The following is a 20706-nucleotide window of genomic DNA, read 5'->3' on the forward strand; positions in this document are numbered from 1 at the left end:
CCGGCGCTCACCTCACCACAGGGCCGGCTTGCGGGCGGCCCACGGGCGGGCCTGCTCCAGCTGTGCGGACAGCGCGATCAGCGTCGCCTCGTCGCCGTACCGGCCGGCCAGCATCACACCGATCGGCAGGCCCTCGGCGTTCCACTGCAGCGGGACGTTGACGGCCGGCTGGCCCGTGATGTTGTAGAGCCCGGTGAACGGGGTGAAGGCCGCGAGGGCGGAGAGTTCGTCCTGCGGGGCGGTGTCGTTGCGCAGCGCGCCGACGGCCACCGGGGGCGTGGCCAGGGTCGGCGAGAGGAGCACGTCGTAGCCGGCGCCCGGCGGCATCAGGCCGTCGGCGAGGGACTGGGCGAGCGCGCGGAACGCGTACACCGATTTCGCGAAGTCCGGTCCGGAGATCTGGGCCCCGAGGCCGCGCAGATGGCGGGTGAACGGCATCAGCAGCTCCTCGCCCTCCGGCGGCACCGGGCGGGTCGCGGCCATCACGGCCCAGACACGGGAGAAGGCGTGCCGGATGGCCTCGTCGGACGGCAGCGACAGCTCCTCGACCTCGTGGCCGAGGCCGGTCAGCAGCGCGGCGGTGTCGGCGGTGGCCGTGCGGCAGTCGGGGTGGACCTCGATGCCGGGGATGGGCGCCTCGGTGAGGCAGGCGATCCGCAGCCGGCCGGGGTCGCGCAGGGTGTACGAGGCGAAGGTCTCGCCGGGCGGCAGCGACGGCGCCGCGTACGGGTCGCCGGGCATCTGGCCGGCCATGACGTCCAGCAGGGTGGCCGCATCGGCGACCGTACGGGCCAGCGGGCCGGAGGTGGCCAGCCCCGTGATGTCGTGCAGCACCGGGCCGCCGCTGACCCGGCCCCGGCTGGGCTTGATGCCGTACAGACCGCAGGCCGACGCCGGGATGCGGATCGAGCCGCCGCCGTCGCTGCCGTGTGCGACGGGCGCCAGGCCGCCGGCGACGGCGGCGGCCGCCCCGCCGCTGGAGCCGCCCGCCGAGCGGGCCAGGTCCCAGGGGGTGCGCGAGGGCGGCGCGATGCCGTTCTCGGTGTAGCAGGGCAGCCCGAATTCGGGGGTGTTGGTCTTGCCGAGCAGGATCGTGCCGCCCGCCCGCAGCTTGTCCGTGACATGGTCGTCGACGGTCGGCACATGGTCGGCCAGCGCCCGCGAACCCATCGTGCAGCGCACCCCGGCGACGTGGTGGAGGTCCTTCACGGGGACCGGGACGCCGTGCAGCGGCGGGAGCCCGCGGCCCTCGCGGCGGGCCGCGGCGGCCTCGCTCTCGGCCTCCGCGGCCTGCTTGCGGGCGATCTCCGGCGTTCGGGTGATGAAGGCACCCAGGGTGTCGTCGAGCCGATCCATCCGCGCGAGGTAGTGCTCGGTGAGTTCGACGGGTGAGATTTCACCCGACCGGATCCCCTCGGCCTGTTCGAGCGCGGTCAGATCGTGCAGTTCGCCCATGGACGTCCACCTCCTACGGGTGCCCGTGCGGCCCTGCTGCCGTACGGGCGCGAAGGCCGACGCCCGCGCCGGGAAGCCGGTGTGGGTGGTCAGCCCGTCAACAGTTGTTTCAGCTTGAGTGTCAGTTCGTAAAGGCCGTACAGGAACGGGGCGCCCACCCACAGCCAGACGAGGACGAGAAGAGTACGCCGGGTGGTCACTGCTCGGCTCCCTTCGGGCCGGCGGGTGCGGGCCGGGTCGTGGTGTGCCCGCCGGGCGTGGCGGGTTCGTGGTGGCGGGGGTGCACGGGGCGGACCAGCTCGTTGGCGACGAAACCCACCGCCAGCAGGCCGATCATGATGAAGAAGGAGGTGGAGTAGAGGTCGGGACCGCTGCGGCCGGCGGATTTCCCGCCGTCGGCGACGGCGTTGACGATCAGCGGTCCCAGCACGCCCGCGGTGGACCAGGCCGTCAGCAGCCTGCCGTGGATCGCCCCCACTTGGTACGTGCCGAACAGATCCTTCAGATACGCCGGGATGGTGGCGAATCCGCCGCCGTAGAAGGACAGGATCACCGCCGCGCAGGCGATGAACAACGGCTTGGAAGCATCGCCGGCCAGCGCGATCAGCAGATACATCAGGGCGCCGGCGCCCAGATAGAGGCGGTAGACGTTCTTGCGGCCGATGACGTCGGAGGCCGAGGACCACACGATCCGGCCGAGCATATTGGCCAGCGAGAGCAGGCCGACGAAGCCGGCCGCGGCCGAGGCGCTCACCGGTGCCGCGGTGCGCGCGAAGAAGTCGGAGATCATCGGGGCGGCCTTCTCCAGGATGCCGATGCCCGCCGTGACGTTCGTGCAGAGGATGACCCACAGGCACCAGAACTGCGGGGTGCGCAGCGCGTTGCGGGCCGAGACCTGGGCCGTGGTCACCAGCGGCCGGGCCGCCGCGGCTCCCTCGGCGGCCCGGCCGGGCGGGCGCCAGTCGTCGGCGGGCACCCGCACCAGCAGCACGCCCAGCGACATGAACACGGCGTAGGCCAGGCCCATGACCAGGAAGGTCTGCGCGATGCCGGACGCGTCCTGGCCGAGCGCGGCCAGCAGCCGGGTGGACCAGGGGGAGGCGATCAGCGCGCCGCCGCCGAAGCCCATGATGGCGATGCCGGTGGCCATCCCGGGGCGGTCGGGGAACCACTTGATCAGGGTGGAGACGGGGGAGATGTAGCCGAAGCCCAGGCCGATGCCGCCGATGAAGCCGTAGCCGAGGACGATCAGCCCGAACCGGCCGGTGGCGGCGCCGAGGGCGGCGACGAGGAAGCCGCTGGAGAAGCAGAGCGCCGAGACGCACATCGCCCAGCGCGGGCCGTTGCGTTCGACGAGCGTGCCCCCGAACGCGGCGGACAGCCCGAGCATCACGATGGCCAGCTGGAAGGGGAGCGCGGAGGCCGTCCCGGACAGCTGGAGCGCGGACTCCAGGGGCGGTTTGAACACGCTCCAGGCATAGGCCTGTCCGATGGCGAGATGGATGGACAGGGCGGCGGGCGGGACGAGCCAGCGGCTCCACCCCGAAGGGGCGACGACGGGTGCACGGGCGGGCACGCTCATGCGGCGGAACGTACCTCGCACCTCAGCCTCCGGGAAGGCCGCACGCCGGAGCCGTCGCCGCCAGTACCAGCGGGGCGTTGCCGGCGGCCGGGGTGCCGTCGGGCAGCAGGAGGGTGTCCTCGATGCCGATGCGCCGGTCCAGCCCGAGCTCGGCGGCGAGCCGCAGCACCGGCCAGGCGCCGCCGTCCTCGCCGTGCAGCAGCACCGGGCGGCCGTGCGGGACTTGGGCCAGCGCGGCGAGCAGCTCGCGGGCGGTGCCCCGGGCGGATCCGGGGTCGGTGTCGGTCACTTTCGCCAGGACCCGCAGCACCCGTGGCGCGAGCGGCGAACGGGCGAAGCGCTCGACGCCGTCCGTGCCCGACCAGAGGGCGGCCGCTATGCCGACCCCGCGCTCCAGCAGGGCGGCGGCGACCGCCTCGGCGCCCGGCTCATGCCAGTTCACCGAGGCGTGATCGGGCAGCACCGTCCAGGATCCGATCCGTGCCACCGGGCCGACCCGGTCCGGCTCGGCCCGGACCCCGGTGGTCACGCCCACCGGGACGTCCACCGCCGCCCGGACGGCCTCCAGGACGGGGCCGACCACGCGCGGCGAGAGGGAGTCGCGGCCGCACGGGGTCTTCGGGCGGACCTGGACCTCGTCGGCGCCGGCCGCCACCGCCTGCCGCGCCGCCTCGGCGAGCGCGGCGGGCGACAGCGGCACCGCGCCCGAATCGGCCGCGGTCCGGGCTCCGTTGAGACATACCTGCAGCATGCTCCCGATGATGGCACCGGGGTGTGACAACGGCTCTCCCGTGACGCCGCCGTCCTGCTCAGGCCGCCGCGAACGCCCCCGCCCCCTGGGCCTGGGCCGCCGCCGTCAGTGTCTCGGGTGCCAGTACGGACACCGGGGCCAGCACTCCGCACTGCCGGCAGGCAGGCCCGGGTGCCGGGGCGTCGGACGACTCGGCGGTCTCCGGGAGCCAGGCGAAGCGGGTGGAGCCGCACACCGGGCAGTCGCGGCGGGGGCTGCCCGCCTCCATCGCGGCGATCATGCGGCGCAGTACCACCGCGAGGCGGGCCGCCGGGTGCCGTTGCGGCGACTCGCACGGCACGATGTCGCAGCCGCCCCAGGTCCGCCGGTGCCAGTCGTCGATCGCGCCGGGCTGCCGGATGCCGTCGTGCTTCTCCTTGCGGCGCCGGGCGGCGAACTCCTCCTCGTACGCGAGCCAGAGGGCGCGGGCCTCCTCCAGCTCGGTCAGTGCGGCGACGAGCCGCTCCGGATCCGGATCGCGGTCCTGCGTCGCGATACCGGCCCGGGTGCACAGATGGTGCCAGGTCGCCCGGTGTCCGTAAGGGGCGAAGCGTTCAAGGCACTTGCGCAGGGCGGTGCGCCGCTGGGCTGTGACGAGTCGTGGATTGCGGACCTGTTCTGCGAGGGCTCTGAAACCGGCCATTTCATCCCACCTCCGGGGGGAGGACCCGACTGGACGGGGATGGGACGCAGCCGGCCGCCACCTGGATCCATCGAACTTTCTTGCGGTTGTCCGGTGTCGCGGCGGGCTGGGGCTGCGGGTGCGGCCGAGGTCTGTGGGGAAGGGGAAAAGTTGACTGTTGTTCATCTTCCGGCCGGGGATAACCGCCGGTAACGTCCCGCCCACCCTCCCCCAGGCTCTTGAGGAGCCGGGACCCCCATCGAGGAGCAGGGATGCGACGACGTACCGGAAGGCTCAGGACCGCCGCGGCGGCGGCCCTGTTCGCCTTGGGTGCCACGGTCTTGGCACCACCCCCCGCCGCGGCCGCCGCGCCGAAGGACGACCACGACTACTGCCGGGGCCAGTGCGCCGACATCCTGCCGCCCGGCGCCACCGGCAACGCCACCCTGATGGAGATCCTCGGCAACAAGCTGTTCGGCACCCACCCCGCGCACTCCACCGATCAACTCGCCCCGTACGGCGCGCTGGCGAGCGGCTACCAGTCGCTCACCGACGACACCCTGACCACGTTCTTCAACGACGCCTCCTTCGGCGTCCCCGCCGACCAGGTCGGCAAGGTCACCACACCGCGCGACGACGTGACCATCACCCGCGACAAGAAGACCGGCATCCCGCACATCAAGGGCACCACCCGCTACGGCACCGAGTTCGGCGCCGGCTACGCCGCGGGCCAGGACCGGCTCTGGCTGATGGACCTCTTCCGCCACATCGGCCGCGGCGAGCTGACCCCCTTCGCCGGCGGTGCGCCCGCCAACCAGGGCCTGGAGCAGCAGTTCTGGCCGCAGGCGCCGTACACCGAGAAGGACCTCCAGCAGCAGATCGACTACATCAGGGACCACAACGGCGAGCGCGGCAAACAGGCCATGGCCGACGCCCAGGCGTACGTCGACGGCATCAACGCCTACCGGGAGCAGTCGAAGAACGGCCGTTACTTCCCCGGGGAGTACGTCCTCACCGGCCATATCGACGCGATCACCAACGCCGGTGAGATCGAGCCGTTCAAGCTCACCGACCTGATAGCGCTGGCCTCCGTCGTCGGCGGCCTCTTCGGCAACGGCGGGGGAGGGGAGGTCGCCAACGCCCTGTCGCTGCTCGCCGCCCAGCAGAAGTACGGCGTCGAGAAGGGCGCCGAGGTCTGGGAGTCCTTCCGGGAGCGCAACGACCCGGAGGCCGCCAAGACCCTGCACGACGGCCAGCGCTTCCCGTACGCCGTCAAGCCGGCCAGGGCCAAGGGCACGGCGCTGCCGGACCGCGGCTCGGTCACCCCCGAGCCGCTGGTCTTCGACCGCACCGGTGCCGCGACCGCCAAGGGCCACAAGGCGCCGCAGGACCCGGTCCGGGCGCCGGCGAAGTACCGCGAACTGGAGGGCCTCTTCAAGGACGGGGTGCTGCCCGGGGGCAGCCTCGACGCCGGCCGGCGCCGCGGGATGTCCAACGCCCTGCTGGTCTCCGGCAAGCACACCGCAAGCGGGCACCCCGTCGCGGTCTTCGGGCCGCAGACCGGCTACTTCGCGCCCCAGCTGCTGATGCTCCAGGAGATCCAGGGCCCCGGCATCAGCGCCCGCGGCGCCTCCTTCGCGGGCGTCGGGATGTACGTCCAGCTCGGCCGCGGCCAGGACTACGCCTGGAGCGCCACCTCCGCCGGCCAGGACATCACCGACACCTACGCGGTCGAGCTGTGCAACCCGGACGGCTCCGCGCCCACCAGGGACTCGGCCTCCTACCGCTACCGCGGCTCCTGCGTCCCCATGGAGAAGCTGGAGCGCACCAACTCCTGGAAACCCACCATCGCCGACCCGACGGCGGCCGGCTCGTACCGGATGCAGGTCTTCCGGACGAAGTACGGGACCGTCACCCACCGCGCGACCATCGGCGGCAAGCCCGTCGCCTACACCGCGCAGCGCTCCACCTACCGCCACGAGGCCGACTCGATCATCGGCTTCCAGATGCTCAACGACCCCTCCGCCGTGCGCGACGCCCCGTCCTTCCAGAAGGCCGCCCAGCACATCGGCTACGCCTTCAACTGGTTCTACGCCGACTCCCGCGACATCGCGTACTACAACAGCGGTCTCAACCCGGTCCGCAACCCCGACGTGGACCCGTCGCTGCCCGTCAAGGCCGGCGAGGCCTACGAGTGGCGGGGCTACGACCCCGTCACCAACACCTCCGACCTCACCCCGCCCGCACAGCACCCCCAGTCGGTCAACCAGGACTACTACATCTCCTGGAACAACAAGCAGGCCACGGAGTACGACTCGGCCGGCTTCGGCAACGGCTCGGTGCACCGCGGCAATCTGCTGGACGACCGGGTGCGGGCGCTGACCGGCGAGGGCGGGGTGACCCGGGCGTCGCTGACCCGGGCGATGGCCGAGGCCGCCGTCACCGACCTGCGCGGCGAGGACGTACTGCCCGAACTCCTGCGGGTGCTGAACAGCGAGCCGGTCACCGACCCGCAGCTGAAGACCGCGGTCCAGCAGCTGGCGGCCTGGCGCAAGGACGGCGCCCAGCGCCGGGAGACCGCCGCCGGTTCGCACACCTACACCCACCCCGACGCGGTACGCCTGATGGACGCCTGGTGGCCGCTGATGGTCGAGGCCGTCTTCAAGCCGGGCCTCGGCGGGGACCTGTACGGGGCGCTGGGCGCCAACCTGCCCATCGACGAGTCGCCGTCGGCCGGCCACGGCCCGACCGGCGCGCACGCCGGCTCGGCGTTCCAGTACGGCTGGTGGAGCTACGCGGACAAGGACCTGCGCTCGGTGCTCGGTGACCCGGTCCAGGGCCCGCTCGCCAAGCGCTACTGCGGCGACGGCGACCTGTCCGCCTGCCGCGACACCCTGCTGGACACCCTGCGGCAGGCGAGCGGGAAGACCGCCGAGCAGGTCTACCCGGGCGATGCGAGCTGCAAGGCCGGCGACCAGTGGTGCGCGGACGCGATCATCCACCGTGCGGTGGGCGGGCTGACCCACGGCACCATCAGCTGGCAGAACCGGCCGACCTATCAGCAGGTCGTGGAGTTCCCGGCACACCGTTAGCCGGCTGCTGCAGACAAGGCCCCGGGGCCCGAACCCCGGGGCCTTCGCACGGGTGGTCGGGCTATGCTGCACCGTCCTGAACTCCAGGGGATGGAAAGCGAGTAGGGCGCATGGCCTTATCAGGTCCGCAGCAGTACCCGCCGGAGCTGCTGGATACCACCATGGACCAGCTGCGCACACTGATCGTCGTCCATGAGACGGGTACCGCGCTGGGTGCCGCGCGCCGTCTGGGCCGCGAACAGTCCAGCGTGCAGAAGCAGTTGGACACCATGAACCGCACCTTCGCCGCGCTGTGCGGCGAGGAGCTGGTCCTCAAACAGGGGCGGGGGCGCGACGCCCTGTTCACCGCGACCGGCGAGGCGCTGGTCGAGCTGGCCCGGCGCACGCTCGGGGAGTGGTCCGACGGGGTGCACGACGCCCGCCGCCGGCTCGGCAGGACGCTGTCCGTCGGCACCACCCGCTACACCCTCGGCTTCCTGCTGGACGCGGTGGAACGCGTCAGCGAGGACTACGAACAGGCCGGCGTCGACCTCAAGGTCACCCACGTCCGCACCGGCGACCTCTTCACCAAACTGCGCTCCAAGGAACTCGACCTGGTCTGCGGCAGCGTCGTGGTCACCGAGGGCGGAGAGGCGGAGCTGCTGGCTCCGTACGAGGTCATGGAGTGGCGCCGCAGCGGCCTCTCGCTGCTGACGAACCTGCCGCCGGACCGGCTCCCCGGCACCTCCCTGGGCGCGGGCGAGCTGCCCCGGCTGCCCCTGGTGATCTCGGCGCGCGGCCTCATCGGCCGTTTCCTGACCGCGTGGTACGGCCCCGACTACCGCCAGCGGCTGTCCATAGCGGCCGAGATAGAGGCCGCGCACTACGGCTTCGAGCTGCTGCGCTCGGGCGTCGTCAGCGGAGCGATGCTGGTCACCCGGGGCATCGGGGAGGCCGCCGCGGACGGCCGTCTCCCGGAGGCCGGCGGGCTGCGCACGCTGGAGATCGTCGGCGGGGTGGGACCCCGCACCGAGGTACTGGTCGGTGTCTTCACCCGGCGCGGGGAACGGGCGTCGTATCCGCCCGGCCACCCCCTCAACCTCCTGTGGGACGCGCTGTCGAGGGAGAGCGGACGGTGGTGGCTCAGCTCGTGAGGGCCCAAGGCCGCGTCAGAGCAGTTCGCGCTCCCGGGTCTCCGGCAGGGCCAGGACGCACACCAGCGAGATGACCGCCATGGCGCTCACGTACCAGCCCACCGACGCGGAGCCGAACGCCGACTGGAGCCGGGTGGCGACCAGCGGAGCCACCGCGCCGCCCAGCACACCGCCCAGGTTGTAGGCCAGCGAGGCACCCGAGTACCGCACCGTCGTACCGAACAGCTCCGGCAGATACGCGCCCATCGGGCCGTACACCACGCCCATGCAGAACAGCGCGCCGCCGAGCGCGAGCGCGATCAGCACCGGCTGCCCGGTGTCCAGCAGCGGGAACAGCACCGGCCCCCACAGCACCGCCAGGCCGCTGCCCGCCAGGACCAGTCTGCGGCGGCCGGCGCCGTCGGAGCGGGTGGCGGCGAGCCAGGTACCGCCGGCCAGGAAGAGGCAGGCGAGGAGGGAGAGCCCCAGCATGGTGCTGCGGGGGACGCCCAGGCTGCCGGTGGCGTAGGCCAGGCAGTAGGTGGTCGCGGTGTAGAAGAGGCCGTAAGCGACGATCATGCCGCCCGCGCCCAGCAGCAGTTCGCGCGGATGCCGGCGCAGCACCTCGACCGCGGGGACCCTGGCGGCCTCCTGGGCGTCCCGCACCTTCGCGAACACCGGCGTCTCGCTGATCTTCAGCCGTACGAACAGCCCGACGCCGACCAGCAGGAACGACAGCAGGAACGGCACGCGCCAGCCCCACGAGCGAAACGCCGCGTCGTCCAGCACCGACGACAGCAGCCAGAACACCCCGGTCGCCGCGAAGAACCCGACCGACGGGCCGAGCTGCGGGAAAGCGGCGTACAGCCCCCGGCGCCGGCGCGGCGCGTGCTCGACCGCGAGCAGCGCGGCCCCGCCCCACTCGCCGCCCAGGCCGATGCCCTGCAGGAAGCGCAGCGCGATCAGCGCCAGCGGCGCCCAGATGCCCCAGGTGCCGTAGCCCGGCAGCAGTCCGACGAACGCCGTGGACAGTCCCATCAGCAGCAGCGAGGCGACCAGTACGGACTTGCGGCCCACGCGGTCACCGAAGTGCCCGAAGAGCACCGACCCGAGCGGCCGCGCGACGAACGCCACCGCGTAGGTCGAGAAGGACGCGAGGGTGGCGTTGACCGGTGCGAGCGTCGGGAAGAACGCCTGGTTGAGGACGAGTGCGGCCGCCGTCCCGTAGATGTAGAAGTCGTAGAACTCGATGGCCGTCCCGATGAACGAGGCCACGGCCACCCGGCGCAGACTCTCGGTGTTCCCGGTGGACGTGACGGCCTCGGCGGGCGGCGCCGCGGCCTGCGGCGATGTCGTTTTGTCGGTCACCAGCCGCACTCTCACGCCCGTTGTACCGTGCAGTCAACCGGCGGAACGCGCCGTCTCGGTCACCGAGATGACGGATAGCGCAGATAGCGGGCCCGCACGGCACGGAAGGCGGCGAGATCCGACTGCCAGGCGGCGGTGATCTCGTCCGGCCCCGCGCCCGCGTCGATCATCCTGCGCACGGTCGACGAGCCGGTCAGCCGGTCGATGCCGTGGTCCGGGCGCCAGGCGAAGCCGCTCCAGACCCGTTTCGCGGTCACCAGCAGCGCGATACCGGTGCGCACCGGGTCGTACGACTCCCGGTCGTGCACATGCAGTTGGACCCCGCCGATGGTCTTTCCCTGGAACTTGGAGAAGGAGGGCGCGAAGTAGGCCTCCCTGAAGTGCACTCCGGGCAGCGCGAGTTCGCCCACCGCGGCGGCCCAGCGCCGGTCGATGCCCTCGGCGCCCAGCAGCTCGAAGGGGCGGGTGGTGCCGCGCCCCTCGGAGAGGTTGGTGCCCTCGAACAGGCAGGTGCCGGAGTAGACCAGGGCGGTGTCCGGGGTGGGCATGTTGGGGCTCGGCGGTACCCAGGGCAGGCCCGTCGCGTCGTAGAAGTCGCCGCGCCGCCAGCCGGTCATCCGCACGGTCTCCAGCTCCACCGGGCGTCCGGCGGCCGCGGGGACGAACTCGCCGTTGAAGAGCAGCGCCAGCTCCAGCACCGTCATGCCGTGCGCCTGCGCGATCGGCTCGCGGCCGATGAAGGAGGCGTACGCCTTGTCCAGCACCGGGCCGGCGGCGAAGCGGCCGGTGACCGGATTCGGGCGGTCCAGGACGACGAAGCGCTTGCCGGCGAGGACGGCCGCGACCATGCAGTCGTAGAGCGTCCAGATGTAGGTGTAGAAGCGCGCGCCGACGTCCTGGATGTCGAAGACGACGGTGTCCACGCCGGAGTCGGTGAAGATGTCGGCGAGTTCCCTGCCGCTCTTGTTGTAGGTGTCGTAGACCGGCAGCCCCGTGGCGGGGTCGTCGTGGCGGCCCTCGGAGCCGCCCGCCTGCGCGGTGCCGCGGAAGCCGTGCTCGGGGCCGAAGACGGCGGTCAGCTGCACCCGGTCGTCGGCGTGCATGACGTCCACGATGTGCCGGGCGGACGGGGTGACGCCGGTGGGGTTGGTGACCACGCCGACCCGCTGCCCGTCCAGGAGGCGGTAGCCGTCGGCGGCCAGCCGTTCGAAGCCGGTGCGGACCCGCCGTCCGCCGCCGTGCGCCGGCTGTGCGGCCCGCGCGGGGGGCGCGGTCGCGGTCAGGGCCGTACCGGCCGCTCCGGTCGCCGCCAGATGCCCGAGCAGAACGCGTCTCGACAGAGCCATCCGCACACCTCCGTGTTCGTGGAAAGCAAGGGAGCCAGGAAAGCAGGGGAGCAAGGAGTCCACCGGTCGTGTCGTGTGCACGCTAGCCCGCGCGGGTCCATTGCGGAACGAGCCCGGCCGCGGCGAGGGGGGGCGCCTCCCGCTCATGGGCGCCCCGGCCTCTTCCGCCGGGACATACCGACTGGTTAGTCTGCCTGTCAGCCGAACCGATGCGACCGAGGGAGACCCAGCAGTGGAAGCCGTACGGGACAAGGCCGTCGTCGTGACCGGGGCGGGCGGGGGGATCGGTGCCGCGCTGGCCCGCCGGTTCGCCGCCGAGGGCGCCCGGGTCGTGGTCAACGACCTGGACGAGGCCAAGGCGAAGCAGACCGCCGAGGAGATCGGCGCCCTCGCGGTCCCCGGCGACGCCTCCGCCGTCGTCCCGGCCGCCCGTGAGGCGCTCGGCGGCGCCATCGACGTCTTCTGCGCCAACGCCGGCGTGGGCACCGGCGGCGGGCCCGACGCGCCCGAGGAGGACTGGGCGCTGGCCTGGGACGTCAATGTCATGGCCCATGTACGGGCGGCGAGGGAGCTGGTGCCGGAGTGGCTGGCGCGCGGCAGTGGACGCTTTGTGTCCACCGTGTCGGCGGCCGGCCTGCTCACGATGGTCGCCGCGGCCCCGTACAGCGTCACCAAACACGGCGCGTACGCCTTCGCCGAGTGGCTCTCCCTGACCTACCGGCACCGCGGCATCCACGTCCACGCCATCTGCCCCCAGGGCGTACGCACCGACATGCTGGCCGCCACCGGTGCCGCCGGCGAGCTGGTCCTCACGCCCACGGCCGTCGAGCCCGGGGACGTCGCCGACGCGCTGTTCACGGCGATGGAACAGGACCGCTTCCTGGTGCTGCCGCACCCGGAGGTCGCGGACTACTACACCGCGCGGGCCGCCGACCCCGACCGCTGGCTCGGCGGTATGAACCACCTCCAGCGGAAGCTGGAAGAGGCGGAGGGCGGTGCCTGAGGCCGCCGCCGGCACGACGGGCGGCGGGCCGGCCCGGTCCGGGCCGCCACCCCGCGTCACCCCAGGTGTTCCCCCGCAGGGATGATCAGGCGATCAGGAAGAAAGGGCCGCACCCCGATGACCTCCTACCAGGACAAGCCGTGGCTGGCGCAGCTCACCGACGCCCAGCGCGCCCCCGTCCAGCCGCCCCCCTCGACGCTGCACGCCTTCCGGGCCGCGGTCCGCCGCCACCCCGACCGCACCGCGCTCGCCTACTTCGACGGCCGGCTGTCCTACGCCGAGACCGACGCGCTCTCCGACGGCATCGCGGCCCACCTCGCCGAGCGCGGCTTCCGGCGCGGCGACCGGGCCGCGGTCATGCTGCAGAACACCCCGCACTTCGTGCTCGCCCTGCTCGGCGTCTGGAAGGCGGGCGGGGTGGCGGTGCCCGTCAACCCCATGTACAAGTCCGCCGAGACGCGGCACATCCTGGACGACGCCGAGGTCACCGCCGTCATCTGCGCCGACCGCACCTGGCACGGCTTTCTGCGCGCCACCGCCGCCGGGGCGGCCTCCGTACGGATCGCGCTCACCGCCTGCGAACGGGAGCTGCAGACCCGGAACGACGCCCGGGTGCTGCGCGATGCGCCGCTCGGCCCGCAGGAGGGCGCCGACGACCTGCTGACCGCCGCCCGCACCGCCGGGAGACTCCGCGCGGCCCTGGCCGACCCGGAGCTCACCGCCGACGACCTCGCGCTGATCAGCTACACCTCCGGCACCAGCGGCACCCCCAAGGGCGCCACCAACACCCACGGCAACATCACCTACAACGCCGAACGCCAGCGCACCGGCCTGGGTCTGCCCGAAGGCGCCACCTACTTCGCGCTCGCCCCGCTCTTCCACATCACCGGCATGGTCTGCGAGCTGGCCGCCTGCATCGTCAACGCCGGCACCCTCGCGCTCGCCTACCGCTTCGAGGCGGGCGTCGTCCTGGACGCCTTCCTGGAGCACCGCCCCGCCTACACGGTCGGCCCCTCCACCGCCTATATGGCGCTGATGGCCCACCCCGGGGTCACCCGCGACCACTTCGCGTCCTTCCGGACGATGTCCTCCGGCGGCGCGCCGCTGCCGCCTGCCCTCGTCGAGAAGTTCCGCGCCGGCTTCGGCCCGTACATCCACAACGGCTACGGCCTGACCGAGTGCACCGCGCCCTGCGCCAGCGTCCCGCCGGGCAGACGGGCGCCGGTCGACCCGGCCTCGGGGACCCTCGCCGTCGGGGTGCCCGGCCCCGACACGGTCGTACGGATCGTCGGCGAGGACGGCCGGGACCTGCCGTTCGGCGAGCAGGGCGAGATCGCGGTGCGCGGCCCGCAGGTCGTCCCCGGCTACTGGCGCCGCCCCGACGCCACCGCCGAGGCACTGCCGGACGGCGAACTGCGCACCGGCGACATCGGCTTCATGGACGCCGACGGCTGGCTGTACGTCGTCGACCGCAAGAAGGACATGATCAACGCCGCCGGTTTCAAGGTGTGGCCGCGGGAGGTCGAGGATGTGCTCTACAGCCACCCCGCGGTGCGCGAGGCGGCGGTCGTCGGCGTGCCCGACGCCTACCGCGGCGAGTCGGTCAAGGCGTATGTCAGCCTGCGTCCGGGGGCCGCGCCGGACCCCGCCGAGCTGACGGCGTACTGCAAGGAGCGGCTGGCGGCGTACAAATATCCCCGCGAGGTGGAGATCCTGGCGGAGCTTCCCAAGACCACGAGTGGCAAGATCCTCCGACGGGAGCTGCGCCACCGCGCATGACGTACGGCACGAAGGACAGGTGAGGGCGATGGCCGGCACGAAGGACGGCAACGGCAACGGCGGCGCGAAGCCGGTGGCCAGACGACTGCTGGCCACCGCGACCAGGCTCTTCGCGGAGCAGGGCTACGACCGCACCTCCGTCCAGGAGATCGTCGACGCGGCGGGCGTCACCAAGGGCGCCCTCTACCACTACTTCGGCTCCAAGGACGACCTGCTGCACGAGGTCTACGGCCGGGTCCTGCGCCTCCAGCAGGAGCGCCTCGACCACTTCGCCGACGCGGATGCGCCGGTGGAGCAGCGGCTGCGCGACGCCGCCGCGGACGTCGTCGTCACCACCATCGAGAACCTCGACGACACCAAGATCTTCTTCCGCTCGATGCACCACCTCAGCCAGGAGAAGGACAAGCAGGTACGTGCCGAGCGGCGGCGCTACCACGAGCGCTTCCGGGCCCTGATCGAGGAGGGCCAGCGCACCGGGGTGTTCGCCGCCGACATCCCCGCCGACCTGGTCGTGGACTACCACTTCGGCTCCGTGCACCACCTCGGCACGTGGTACCGCGAGGACGGCCCGCTCAGCCCGCAGCAGGTCGCCGACCACCTGGCGGACCTGCTGCTGCGCGCCCTGCGCCCGTAACGCCGTTACAGCCCGTAACACCGCAACAGCCCGTAACGCCGTTACAGCCCATCACGCCGTGCCAGACGGCGCCGAGCCCCGCGGACCGCCGACGGCCGCGGGGCTCAGCACTGCGCCTGCGCCCGCAGGTACTTGTGCGCCTACAGGTACTGCTTGAGCTCACGGCGCGCCAGCGACCGCTGGTGCACCTCGTCCGGGCCGTCCGCCAGCCGCAGCGTCCGGGCACCGGCCCACAGCTCGGCCAGCGGGAAGTCCTGGCTGACACCGCCCGCGCCGTGCAGCTGGACCGCCTTGTCCAGGATGTCCACGACCGTGCGCGGGGTAGCGATCTTGATGGCCTGGATCTCGGTGTGCGCGCCCTTGTTGCCGACGGTGTCCATCAGCCAGGCGGTCTTCAGCACCAGCAGCCGCAGCTGCTCCACCGCCACCCGGGCGTCCGCGATCCACTCCTGGACCACGCCCTGCTGCGCCAGCGGCTTGCCGAAGGCCGTACGGGCCGCCGCGCGACGGCACATCAGCTCGACGGCCCGCTCGGCCATGCCGATCAGCCGCATGCAGTGGTGGATCCGGCCGGGGCCGAGCCGGGCCTGGGCGATCCCGAAGCCGCCGCCCTCCTCGCCGATCAGATGGGCGGCCGGCACCCGTACGTCGTGGAAGACCACCTCGGCATGGCCGCCGTGCCAGTGGTCCTCGTAGCCGTAGACCTGCATGGCCCGCCTGACCTCCACGCCGGGGGTGTCGCGCGGCACGAGGATCATCGACTGCTGGCGGCGCAGGTCCGCGCCGTCCGGGTCGGTCTTGCCCATCACGATGAAGATCTGGCACAGCGGGTTCATCGCCCCGGAGATGTACCACTTGCGGCCGTTGATGACGTAATCGTTGCCCTCACGGTCGATCCGGGTCTCGATGTTGGTGGCGTCCGACGAGGCCACCTCCGGCTCGGTCATCGCGAACGCGGACCGGATCTCGCCGGCCAGCAGCGGCTCCAGCCACTGCTTGCGCTGCGCCTCGTTGCCGAACTGCGCCAGCACTTCCATGTTGCCGGTGTCCGGCGCCGCGCAGTTCAGCGCGGTGGGCGCCAACTGCGGGCTGCGGCCGGTGATCTCGGCCAGCGGCGCGTACTGGAGGTTGGTCAGCCCCGCACCGTACTCCTCGTCGGGGAGGAACAGGTTCCACAGTCCCCGCCGGCGCGCCTCGGCCTTCAGGTCCTCGACGATCGCGGGGGTGTCCCACGGCGACGCGAGCGCGGCCCGCTGCTCACGGGCGGTCTCCTCGGCCGGATACACCTGCTCGTCCATGAACGCCAGGAGCTTCTCGCGCAGCTCCTCGGTGCGGGCGTCGAATGCGAAGTCCATGGGTGCCTCAGCCTTCCTTGAGGGTGGTGAGTCCGCGGTCGATGAAGACGGGGACGAGTTCGCCGATCCGGTCGAACCCGGCGCCGACGGTCTGGCCGAGCGTGAAGCGGTAGTGGATGCCTTCGAGGATCACGGCGAGCTTGAACCAGGCGAAGGCCGTGTACCAGGCGATCGACGAGGTGTCCCGGCCCGAGCGGGCGGCGTAGCGCGCGACCAGCTCCTCCGCGGACGGGTGGCCGGGCGCGCCGCTCGTGGTGCTGACCGGCGACTCGGGCAGGCCCAGGTCCGTGCTGTACATCACCAGCAGCCCGAGGTCGGTCAGCGGATCGCCGAGCGTGGACATCTCCCAGTCCAGTACGGCCTTGATGGTGTCGGCCCCCTTCGGCTCGTTCGCCTCCGGGGCGCTCGCCGTGCCGACCAGGACGTTGTCGAGCCGGTAGTCGCCGTGCACGACGGCCGGTGCGGGGGAGGCGGGCAGCGCCCGGCCCAGCGCCGCGTGCAGCTCGTCGATCCCCGGCAGTTCACGGTTGCGCGAGGCGCCCAGCTGCTTGCCCCAGCGCCGCAGCTGACGCTCCAGGAACCCGTCCGGACGGCCGAAGTCGCCGAGCCCGGCCGCCTCGGGGTCCACCGCGTGCAGCGCCACGAGCGTGTCGACCAGGGAGAGCACCACGGCACGGGTGCGCTCGGGGCCGAGCGGGGCGAGCTGACGGACCGTGCGGTACGGCGTGCCCTCGACCAGCTCCATCACATAGAAGGGCGCGCCGATCACCGACTCGTCCTCGCACAGCAGCAGCGCCTCGGGCACCGGCACCGGGGTGTCGTGCAGCGCACTGATCACCCGGTGCTCACGCCGCATGTCGTGCGCGGTGGCCAGCACATGGCCGAGCGGCGGCCGGCGGACGACCCAGGAGGCCGCGCCGTCGGTGACGCGGTAGGTGAGGTTGGAGCGCCCGCCCTCGATCAGCTGCGCCCGCAGCGGACCGCCGGCCATCCCCGGCCGTTCCCGGTCCAGATGCTCGCGCAGTCGCGCCAGGTCGAGGCCGGGAGGGTGCTCCCGGTCCGGGGCCTGTGGGGGAGGGGTGCCCTTGCTCATCGTGCTCCTCCGTACGGAGTGGACGGTCCATCGGTCGATCGCTGCCCCGATCATGCCGACTAGTCGGTATGCCGTCCAGTGCCGGAGCGTGGGGCGTCCGTCACGCACCGCCTCCGAGGAAGATTTTCCGCCACGCCGTACGCGGTCCCGCCGCCGCTCAGGCGTGACAGGCCACCGGCACCCCGCCGTTCATCGCCGTCATATCGCCGAACCCCAGCATCGGGTCGAGCGGGGCGCCCGGCTCACCGCCCGCCAGCTCCGCGTACGCCCGGTGCAGATTCGCCACCAGCCGCTCGCTCTCCGCCAGCTCCGCGAACGGGCCGAGATCCGCCCGCCGAGCCGCCTCCAGCGGCGTACGTCCAGCCGCCCGGCCCTCCTCCGCCAGTCGGCCGACGAACCGCAGATAGCGCTCGATGCCGTCGTACACCTCGGGGCCGGCCACCGGACCGTGGCCGGGGACGACGGTGACCGCGTCCAGCGAGCGCAGCAGCTCGACGGCGCGCAGCGACCCGGCCAGCGATCCCATGAAGACGAACGGGGTGCCGCCGTGGAAGACCAGGTCCCCCGCGAAGACGATGCGCTGCCGGGGCAGCCAGACGATGCTGTCGCCGGTGGTGTGCGCCACGCCCGGGTGGATCAGCCGCACCTCGATACCGCCGATGTGCAGGGTCAGCTCGTCGGTGTACGTCACCGCCGGCGGGGTGAGGCGGATGTCGCCGTACTCCACCTCCGGCCACACGGCGTGCAGCTGATGCCCGGCGGCCAGCAGCTCGCGGCGGCAGGCGGTGTGCCCGATGACCGCCGCCTCCGGCGCGAAGACGCCGTTGCCGTAGGTGTGGTCACCGTGGTGGTGGGTGTTGACCACCATCCGGGGCGTCGGCGCGCCGCTCTCCGCGATCCGGCGGCGCAGCAGCCGGGCCCGGCGCTCGGTGGCGGCGGTGTCCACGACGAGGGTGTCCGCCCCGTCGGTGACGAAGCCGGCGTTGTTCAGACACCAGCCGCCGTCCGGCTGGATGAAGGCGTGGACACCGGCGGCCAGTTCGGTGAGGTACGGCTCCGCCGTGATCCCCGCGCTCGCGTCGTCCATAGGGTCTGCCCCCTTGCTCCGATGGTCCGTCACGCCCCATCGAGGGAGCCGGTCCGCTCCGGCGCCGACGGGCGTCGCGTCACGGTACCTCCGCCGGCGGCCGGATCCGCGACCGCGGAACGGGTCCGCGCGCAGAACGTCGGCGCGGACCCGTCGACGGGACGTCAGTCCAGGTCCTCCGAGTGGTCGGTGGTGACACACCCGTCGATCTCGCCGTCGTCGGCCGTCTTGCCCTCCGGCGCCTTGAAGTCCGAGGTGCAGTTGAGGAACAGCAGCCCGGCCTTGAGGAGCTGCCGCCGCTGGTCGTCGCTGGCCGGGTCGACGGCGAAGTCGTCGCCGATCATGAGGTCGTCCTGCTCGTCCTCGTCCGCCTTGACGGCGGTCTGGAACGCCTCCATGTCCTCGATGGTGAGGAAGTCGGCGTCACCGTCGCCGCCGGCCGGCTCGTCGCACTCGCCGCCGCCGTTGATGCCGGTCATCCCCATGGCCTCCACCTGCTGCACCTCGCGGGGCGTGGCGATGTCGATCCGCTCGCAGCCGAGCGCCGACTGGAGGAACTCCCCGGCTCCCTGGGGCGAACCCGCGGAGGGCAGACCGCAGGCGGAGACCGACGCCAGGGCGACAACGGTGCCGGCGATGGCAAGTGTTCGGTGGAAACGCATGACGTTCCTTCGCAGATGTGGCTTCGAGCCTGGCGCACCGACCGGAGGTGACGATGCCTCGGCTGCGAGGGTGAAGAAACCCATCTGCTTCTCCCCCGTTCCCCCGCCAAGATGGTTGACCGGGACATGATAGGGGAGTCCGCAGGTCAGACCAGCACCGCTCCGCACAGCGCCATCGCGAGCGTGCAGCCGACCAGCAGTACGGCGATCCCCGGCGGCAGCGACGGCGGCCGGCCGGTGGCCAGCCCGCGCATCCGGCGGTGTGCGAGGGCCATGAAGGCGAGCCACAGCAGGCCCGTCACCACCGCCAGCACGGCCGCCGCCGGCCCGGGCGCCTCGCTCCGCAGCAGCTGCCGGCCGGCCAGCAGCGCCATCGCCGTGGCGGACAGCGTGGTACGCCGCCATGCCAGCCTGGTCCGCTCCGGCTGCAGCCCGGGATCCCGGTCGCCGACCGGACGGGGGCCCGGCCGCGCTCCGCCCGCCATCGGCTAGCCGGTCCAGCCCAGCAGCACCAGCACGGCCACCGCCACCCCGAGCACGCCGACGGCCAGCGCCAGCGCCGTCGGGAAGCGGGAGACCGGCAGGTCCGCACCGCGCCGCATGGCACGCTCGCAGCGCACCCAGTGGTTGACCGCCCGCAGCGCGCACAGCGCCCCGCCCGCGAGCAGGGCGATGGTGAAGCCCAGCCGAACGCCCTCGTGCAGCCGGGGCAGGAACTGGTCCACCGCGAACCCGCCGCCGATCAGCGCCAGACCGGTGCGCAGCCAGGCGAGAAAGGTGCGCTCATTGGCGAGGGTGAAGCGGTAGTCGGGGGTCGTGCCCTCCTCGCGGACCCGCGCGGGCGAGAACCACAGCCGCACGGCCGCGCCGGCCGTCCGCAGCCCGTTGGTGAGGATCATGGCCGAAACCCTAGCCCTCGGCCCGACATGCGGCCCGACGGCATCAGACCTCGCCCGCCTCCCGCAGGGCCAGCAGCTGCCGGTACGCGGCCATCCCGTCCGGCGTCCAGGACCACTGGTCGAGCCGCCCGATCAACTCCTCCTCGGGCAGGAATGCGTACCAGTCGATCTCCGACTCCTGGGGGGCGACCGGCAGGGTGCAGCGCACCTGGTACACCGCGGACCACCAGGTGTGCTCGGCCGTCTCGTAGAGGAACTTGAACAGCGGCTCCGGCGGTTCGAGCCCCTGGACGCCCAGCTCCTCCTCGGCCTCGCGCAGCGCCGCCGAGTCATAGCTCTCGCCGGCACCGACCACCCCGCCCACGAACATGTCGTAGTGCGAGGGAAAGACCAGCTTCTGCGGAGTACGGCGATGCACGAAGATCCGGTCCTCGGCGTCCCTGGCCAGCACGAACGCGCACCGGGTACGCATCCTGCGCGCATACGCCTCACCGCGCGGGGCCTGCCCCACGACCTGGTCGTCCTCGTCCACTACGTCGAGTATCTCGTCCGCGTTGAGTGTGCCCATGGGGTCATTGTTCCCACGTTTTTGTCTGCGGCGCCGTGGGGGTTGTTCGCCGTTGCGCCTGCGGCCCTTCCGCTGCGCTTTGCCTGGGCCGACGTTGTTGGCTTTCTCGCCGTTGCGCCTGCGGCGGGCGTTGCCGCTGCGCGGGGCTTTTCGGGTGGCGGTGGCGGTCCTTCTGCTGTCCGACGCGCTGCCGTACGAGGGCGCGGTGCCGCTGACGCCCGACCTGGAGGACGCCTACCTCGGCATCATCCGGCGGTCC

At 72.5% G+C, this 20706-nt stretch carries 19 protein-coding genes; 5 read left to right on the top strand and 14 right to left on the bottom strand.

What is annotated here, in order from left to right; all coding sequences use genetic code 11:
• Nucleotides 1-12: 12 nt before the first annotated feature.
• The 5 genes from ACWD6P_RS31510 to ACWD6P_RS31530 all read right to left on the bottom strand — a co-directional run bounded on the left by ACWD6P_RS31510 (nt 13) and on the right by ACWD6P_RS31530 (nt 4470).
• Entirely contained in the window at nt 13-1455 is a 1443-nt protein-coding gene (locus tag ACWD6P_RS31510) for an amidase (protein ID WP_451447589.1), read from the bottom strand.
• Between the two features lie 89 nt (nt 1456-1544).
• Entirely contained in the window at nt 1545-1655 is a 111-nt protein-coding gene (locus tag ACWD6P_RS31515) for an MFS transporter small subunit (RefSeq protein ID WP_451447590.1), read from the bottom strand.
• Nucleotides 1652-3037 carry an L-lactate MFS transporter gene (locus tag ACWD6P_RS31520; RefSeq protein WP_451447591.1) on the bottom strand — a complete coding sequence of 462 codons (1386 nt, stop codon included), beginning with the start codon at nt 3035-3037 and terminating at the stop codon, nt 1652-1654. Before ACWD6P_RS31520 ends, ACWD6P_RS31515 begins: the two co-directional genes overlap by 4 nt.
• A gap of 22 nt (nt 3038-3059) precedes the next feature.
• A complete protein-coding gene (locus tag ACWD6P_RS31525) occupies nt 3060-3788 on the bottom strand; it encodes a 3-keto-5-aminohexanoate cleavage protein (RefSeq protein ID WP_451447592.1) in 729 nt (242 codons plus the stop codon).
• Between the two features lie 58 nt (nt 3789-3846).
• The gene (locus ACWD6P_RS31530; RefSeq protein WP_451447593.1) at nt 3847-4470 is read right to left on the bottom strand and encodes a hypothetical protein; all 624 of its coding nucleotides are present in this window, start codon (nt 4468-4470) and stop codon (nt 3847-3849) included.
• A 251-nt stretch (nt 4471-4721) separates the two neighbouring features.
• Between ACWD6P_RS31530 and ACWD6P_RS31535 the strand changes: the two genes are divergently transcribed.
• On the top strand, nt 4722-7541 hold the full coding sequence (locus ACWD6P_RS31535) for a penicillin acylase family protein (protein WP_451447594.1): 2820 nt from the start codon (nt 4722-4724) through the stop codon (nt 7539-7541).
• Between the two features lie 110 nt (nt 7542-7651).
• A complete protein-coding gene (locus tag ACWD6P_RS31540) occupies nt 7652-8674 on the top strand; it encodes a LysR family transcriptional regulator (RefSeq protein ID WP_451447595.1) in 1023 nt (340 codons plus the stop codon).
• A gap of 15 nt (nt 8675-8689) precedes the next feature.
• Here the strand turns inward: ACWD6P_RS31540 and ACWD6P_RS31545 are convergent, their stop codons facing one another.
• Both ACWD6P_RS31545 and ACWD6P_RS31550 read right to left on the bottom strand, forming a co-directional pair.
• Nucleotides 8690-9943 carry an MFS transporter gene (locus tag ACWD6P_RS31545; protein WP_451447607.1) on the bottom strand — a complete coding sequence of 418 codons (1254 nt, stop codon included), beginning with the start codon at nt 9941-9943 and terminating at the stop codon, nt 8690-8692.
• 137 nt (nt 9944-10080) lie between these two features.
• The gene (locus ACWD6P_RS31550; protein WP_451447596.1) at nt 10081-11367 is read right to left on the bottom strand and encodes an exo-beta-N-acetylmuramidase NamZ family protein; all 1287 of its coding nucleotides are present in this window, start codon (nt 11365-11367) and stop codon (nt 10081-10083) included.
• Nucleotides 11368-11599: 232 nt separating this feature from the next.
• Between ACWD6P_RS31550 and ACWD6P_RS31555 the strand changes: the two genes are divergently transcribed.
• From ACWD6P_RS31555 to ACWD6P_RS31565, 3 genes are all read left to right on the top strand, one after another.
• On the top strand, nt 11600-12370 hold the full coding sequence (locus tag ACWD6P_RS31555; RefSeq protein ID WP_451447597.1) for an SDR family oxidoreductase: 771 nt from the start codon (nt 11600-11602) through the stop codon (nt 12368-12370).
• Between the two features lie 117 nt (nt 12371-12487).
• Nucleotides 12488-14149 (top strand): AMP-binding protein, encoded by a 1662-nt coding sequence (locus ACWD6P_RS31560; protein WP_451447598.1) that lies wholly within the window; start codon nt 12488-12490, stop codon nt 14147-14149.
• Between the two features lie 28 nt (nt 14150-14177).
• Entirely contained in the window at nt 14178-14783 is a 606-nt protein-coding gene (locus tag ACWD6P_RS31565; RefSeq protein WP_451447599.1) for a TetR/AcrR family transcriptional regulator, read from the top strand.
• Nucleotides 14784-14923: 140 nt separating this feature from the next.
• On the opposite strand, the gene ACWD6P_RS31570 is transcribed toward ACWD6P_RS31565, so the two are convergent.
• The 7 genes from ACWD6P_RS31570 to ACWD6P_RS31600 all read right to left on the bottom strand — a co-directional run bounded on the left by ACWD6P_RS31570 (nt 14924) and on the right by ACWD6P_RS31600 (nt 20447).
• Nucleotides 14924-16138 (bottom strand): acyl-CoA dehydrogenase family protein, encoded by a 1215-nt coding sequence (locus tag ACWD6P_RS31570; protein WP_451447600.1) that lies wholly within the window; start codon nt 16136-16138, stop codon nt 14924-14926.
• A gap of 7 nt (nt 16139-16145) precedes the next feature.
• Complete coding sequence (locus ACWD6P_RS31575; RefSeq protein ID WP_451447601.1) at nt 16146-17231, bottom strand: phosphotransferase family protein; 1086 nt, start codon at nt 17229-17231, stop codon at nt 16146-16148.
• Nucleotides 17232-17388: 157 nt separating this feature from the next.
• Nucleotides 17389-18318 carry an MBL fold metallo-hydrolase gene (locus tag ACWD6P_RS31580; protein WP_451447602.1) on the bottom strand — a complete coding sequence of 310 codons (930 nt, stop codon included), beginning with the start codon at nt 18316-18318 and terminating at the stop codon, nt 17389-17391.
• 164 nt (nt 18319-18482) lie between these two features.
• Nucleotides 18483-18980 (bottom strand): hypothetical protein, encoded by a 498-nt coding sequence (locus ACWD6P_RS31585; RefSeq protein WP_451447603.1) that lies wholly within the window; start codon nt 18978-18980, stop codon nt 18483-18485.
• Between the two features lie 146 nt (nt 18981-19126).
• A complete protein-coding gene (locus ACWD6P_RS31590; RefSeq protein WP_451447604.1) occupies nt 19127-19465 on the bottom strand; it encodes a DUF202 domain-containing protein in 339 nt (112 codons plus the stop codon).
• Nucleotides 19466-19468: 3 nt separating this feature from the next.
• Nucleotides 19469-19879, bottom strand: coding sequence for a YidH family protein (locus ACWD6P_RS31595; RefSeq protein WP_451447605.1), 411 nt, complete (start codon nt 19877-19879; stop codon nt 19469-19471).
• A 43-nt stretch (nt 19880-19922) separates the two neighbouring features.
• Nucleotides 19923-20447: an NUDIX hydrolase gene (locus tag ACWD6P_RS31600; protein WP_451447606.1), complete on the bottom strand. Its 525-nt coding sequence runs from the start codon at nt 20445-20447 to the stop codon at nt 19923-19925.
• Nucleotides 20448-20706 lie beyond the last annotated feature (259 nt).

It is taken from the genome of Streptomyces sp. NPDC002446 (genome assembly GCF_053595675.1).

Excerpts from the sequence above, each read along its gene's own strand:
- ACWD6P_RS31510 (WP_451447589.1), bottom strand. The coding sequence starts at position 1,455 with ATGGGCGAACTGCACGATCTGACCGCGCTCGAACAGGCCGAGGGGATC.
- ACWD6P_RS31535 (WP_451447594.1), top strand. The coding sequence starts at position 4,722 with ATGCGACGACGTACCGGAAGGCTCAGGACCGCCGCGGCGGCGGCCCTG.
- ACWD6P_RS31590 (WP_451447604.1), bottom strand. The coding sequence starts at position 19,465 with ATGGCGGGCGGAGCGCGGCCGGGCCCCCGTCCGGTCGGCGACCGGGAT.
- ACWD6P_RS31530 (WP_451447593.1), bottom strand. The coding sequence starts at position 4,470 with ATGGCCGGTTTCAGAGCCCTCGCAGAACAGGTCCGCAATCCACGACTC.
- ACWD6P_RS31550 (WP_451447596.1), bottom strand. The coding sequence starts at position 11,367 with ATGGCTCTGTCGAGACGCGTTCTGCTCGGGCATCTGGCGGCGACCGGA.
- ACWD6P_RS31575 (WP_451447601.1), bottom strand. The coding sequence starts at position 17,231 with ATGAGCAAGGGCACCCCTCCCCCACAGGCCCCGGACCGGGAGCACCCT.
- ACWD6P_RS31560 (WP_451447598.1), top strand. The coding sequence starts at position 12,488 with ATGACCTCCTACCAGGACAAGCCGTGGCTGGCGCAGCTCACCGACGCC.
- ACWD6P_RS31585 (WP_451447603.1), bottom strand. The coding sequence starts at position 18,980 with ATGCGTTTCCACCGAACACTTGCCATCGCCGGCACCGTTGTCGCCCTG.
- ACWD6P_RS31540 (WP_451447595.1), top strand. The coding sequence starts at position 7,652 with ATGGCCTTATCAGGTCCGCAGCAGTACCCGCCGGAGCTGCTGGATACC.
- ACWD6P_RS31565 (WP_451447599.1), top strand. The coding sequence starts at position 14,178 with ATGGCCGGCACGAAGGACGGCAACGGCAACGGCGGCGCGAAGCCGGTG.
- ACWD6P_RS31580 (WP_451447602.1), bottom strand. The coding sequence starts at position 18,318 with ATGGACGACGCGAGCGCGGGGATCACGGCGGAGCCGTACCTCACCGAA.
- ACWD6P_RS31520 (WP_451447591.1), bottom strand. The coding sequence starts at position 3,037 with ATGAGCGTGCCCGCCCGTGCACCCGTCGTCGCCCCTTCGGGGTGGAGC.
- ACWD6P_RS31600 (WP_451447606.1), bottom strand. The coding sequence starts at position 20,447 with ATGGGCACACTCAACGCGGACGAGATACTCGACGTAGTGGACGAGGAC.
- ACWD6P_RS31525 (WP_451447592.1), bottom strand. The coding sequence starts at position 3,788 with ATGCTGCAGGTATGTCTCAACGGAGCCCGGACCGCGGCCGATTCGGGC.
- ACWD6P_RS31595 (WP_451447605.1), bottom strand. The coding sequence starts at position 19,879 with ATGATCCTCACCAACGGGCTGCGGACGGCCGGCGCGGCCGTGCGGCTG.
- ACWD6P_RS31570 (WP_451447600.1), bottom strand. The coding sequence starts at position 16,138 with ATGGACTTCGCATTCGACGCCCGCACCGAGGAGCTGCGCGAGAAGCTC.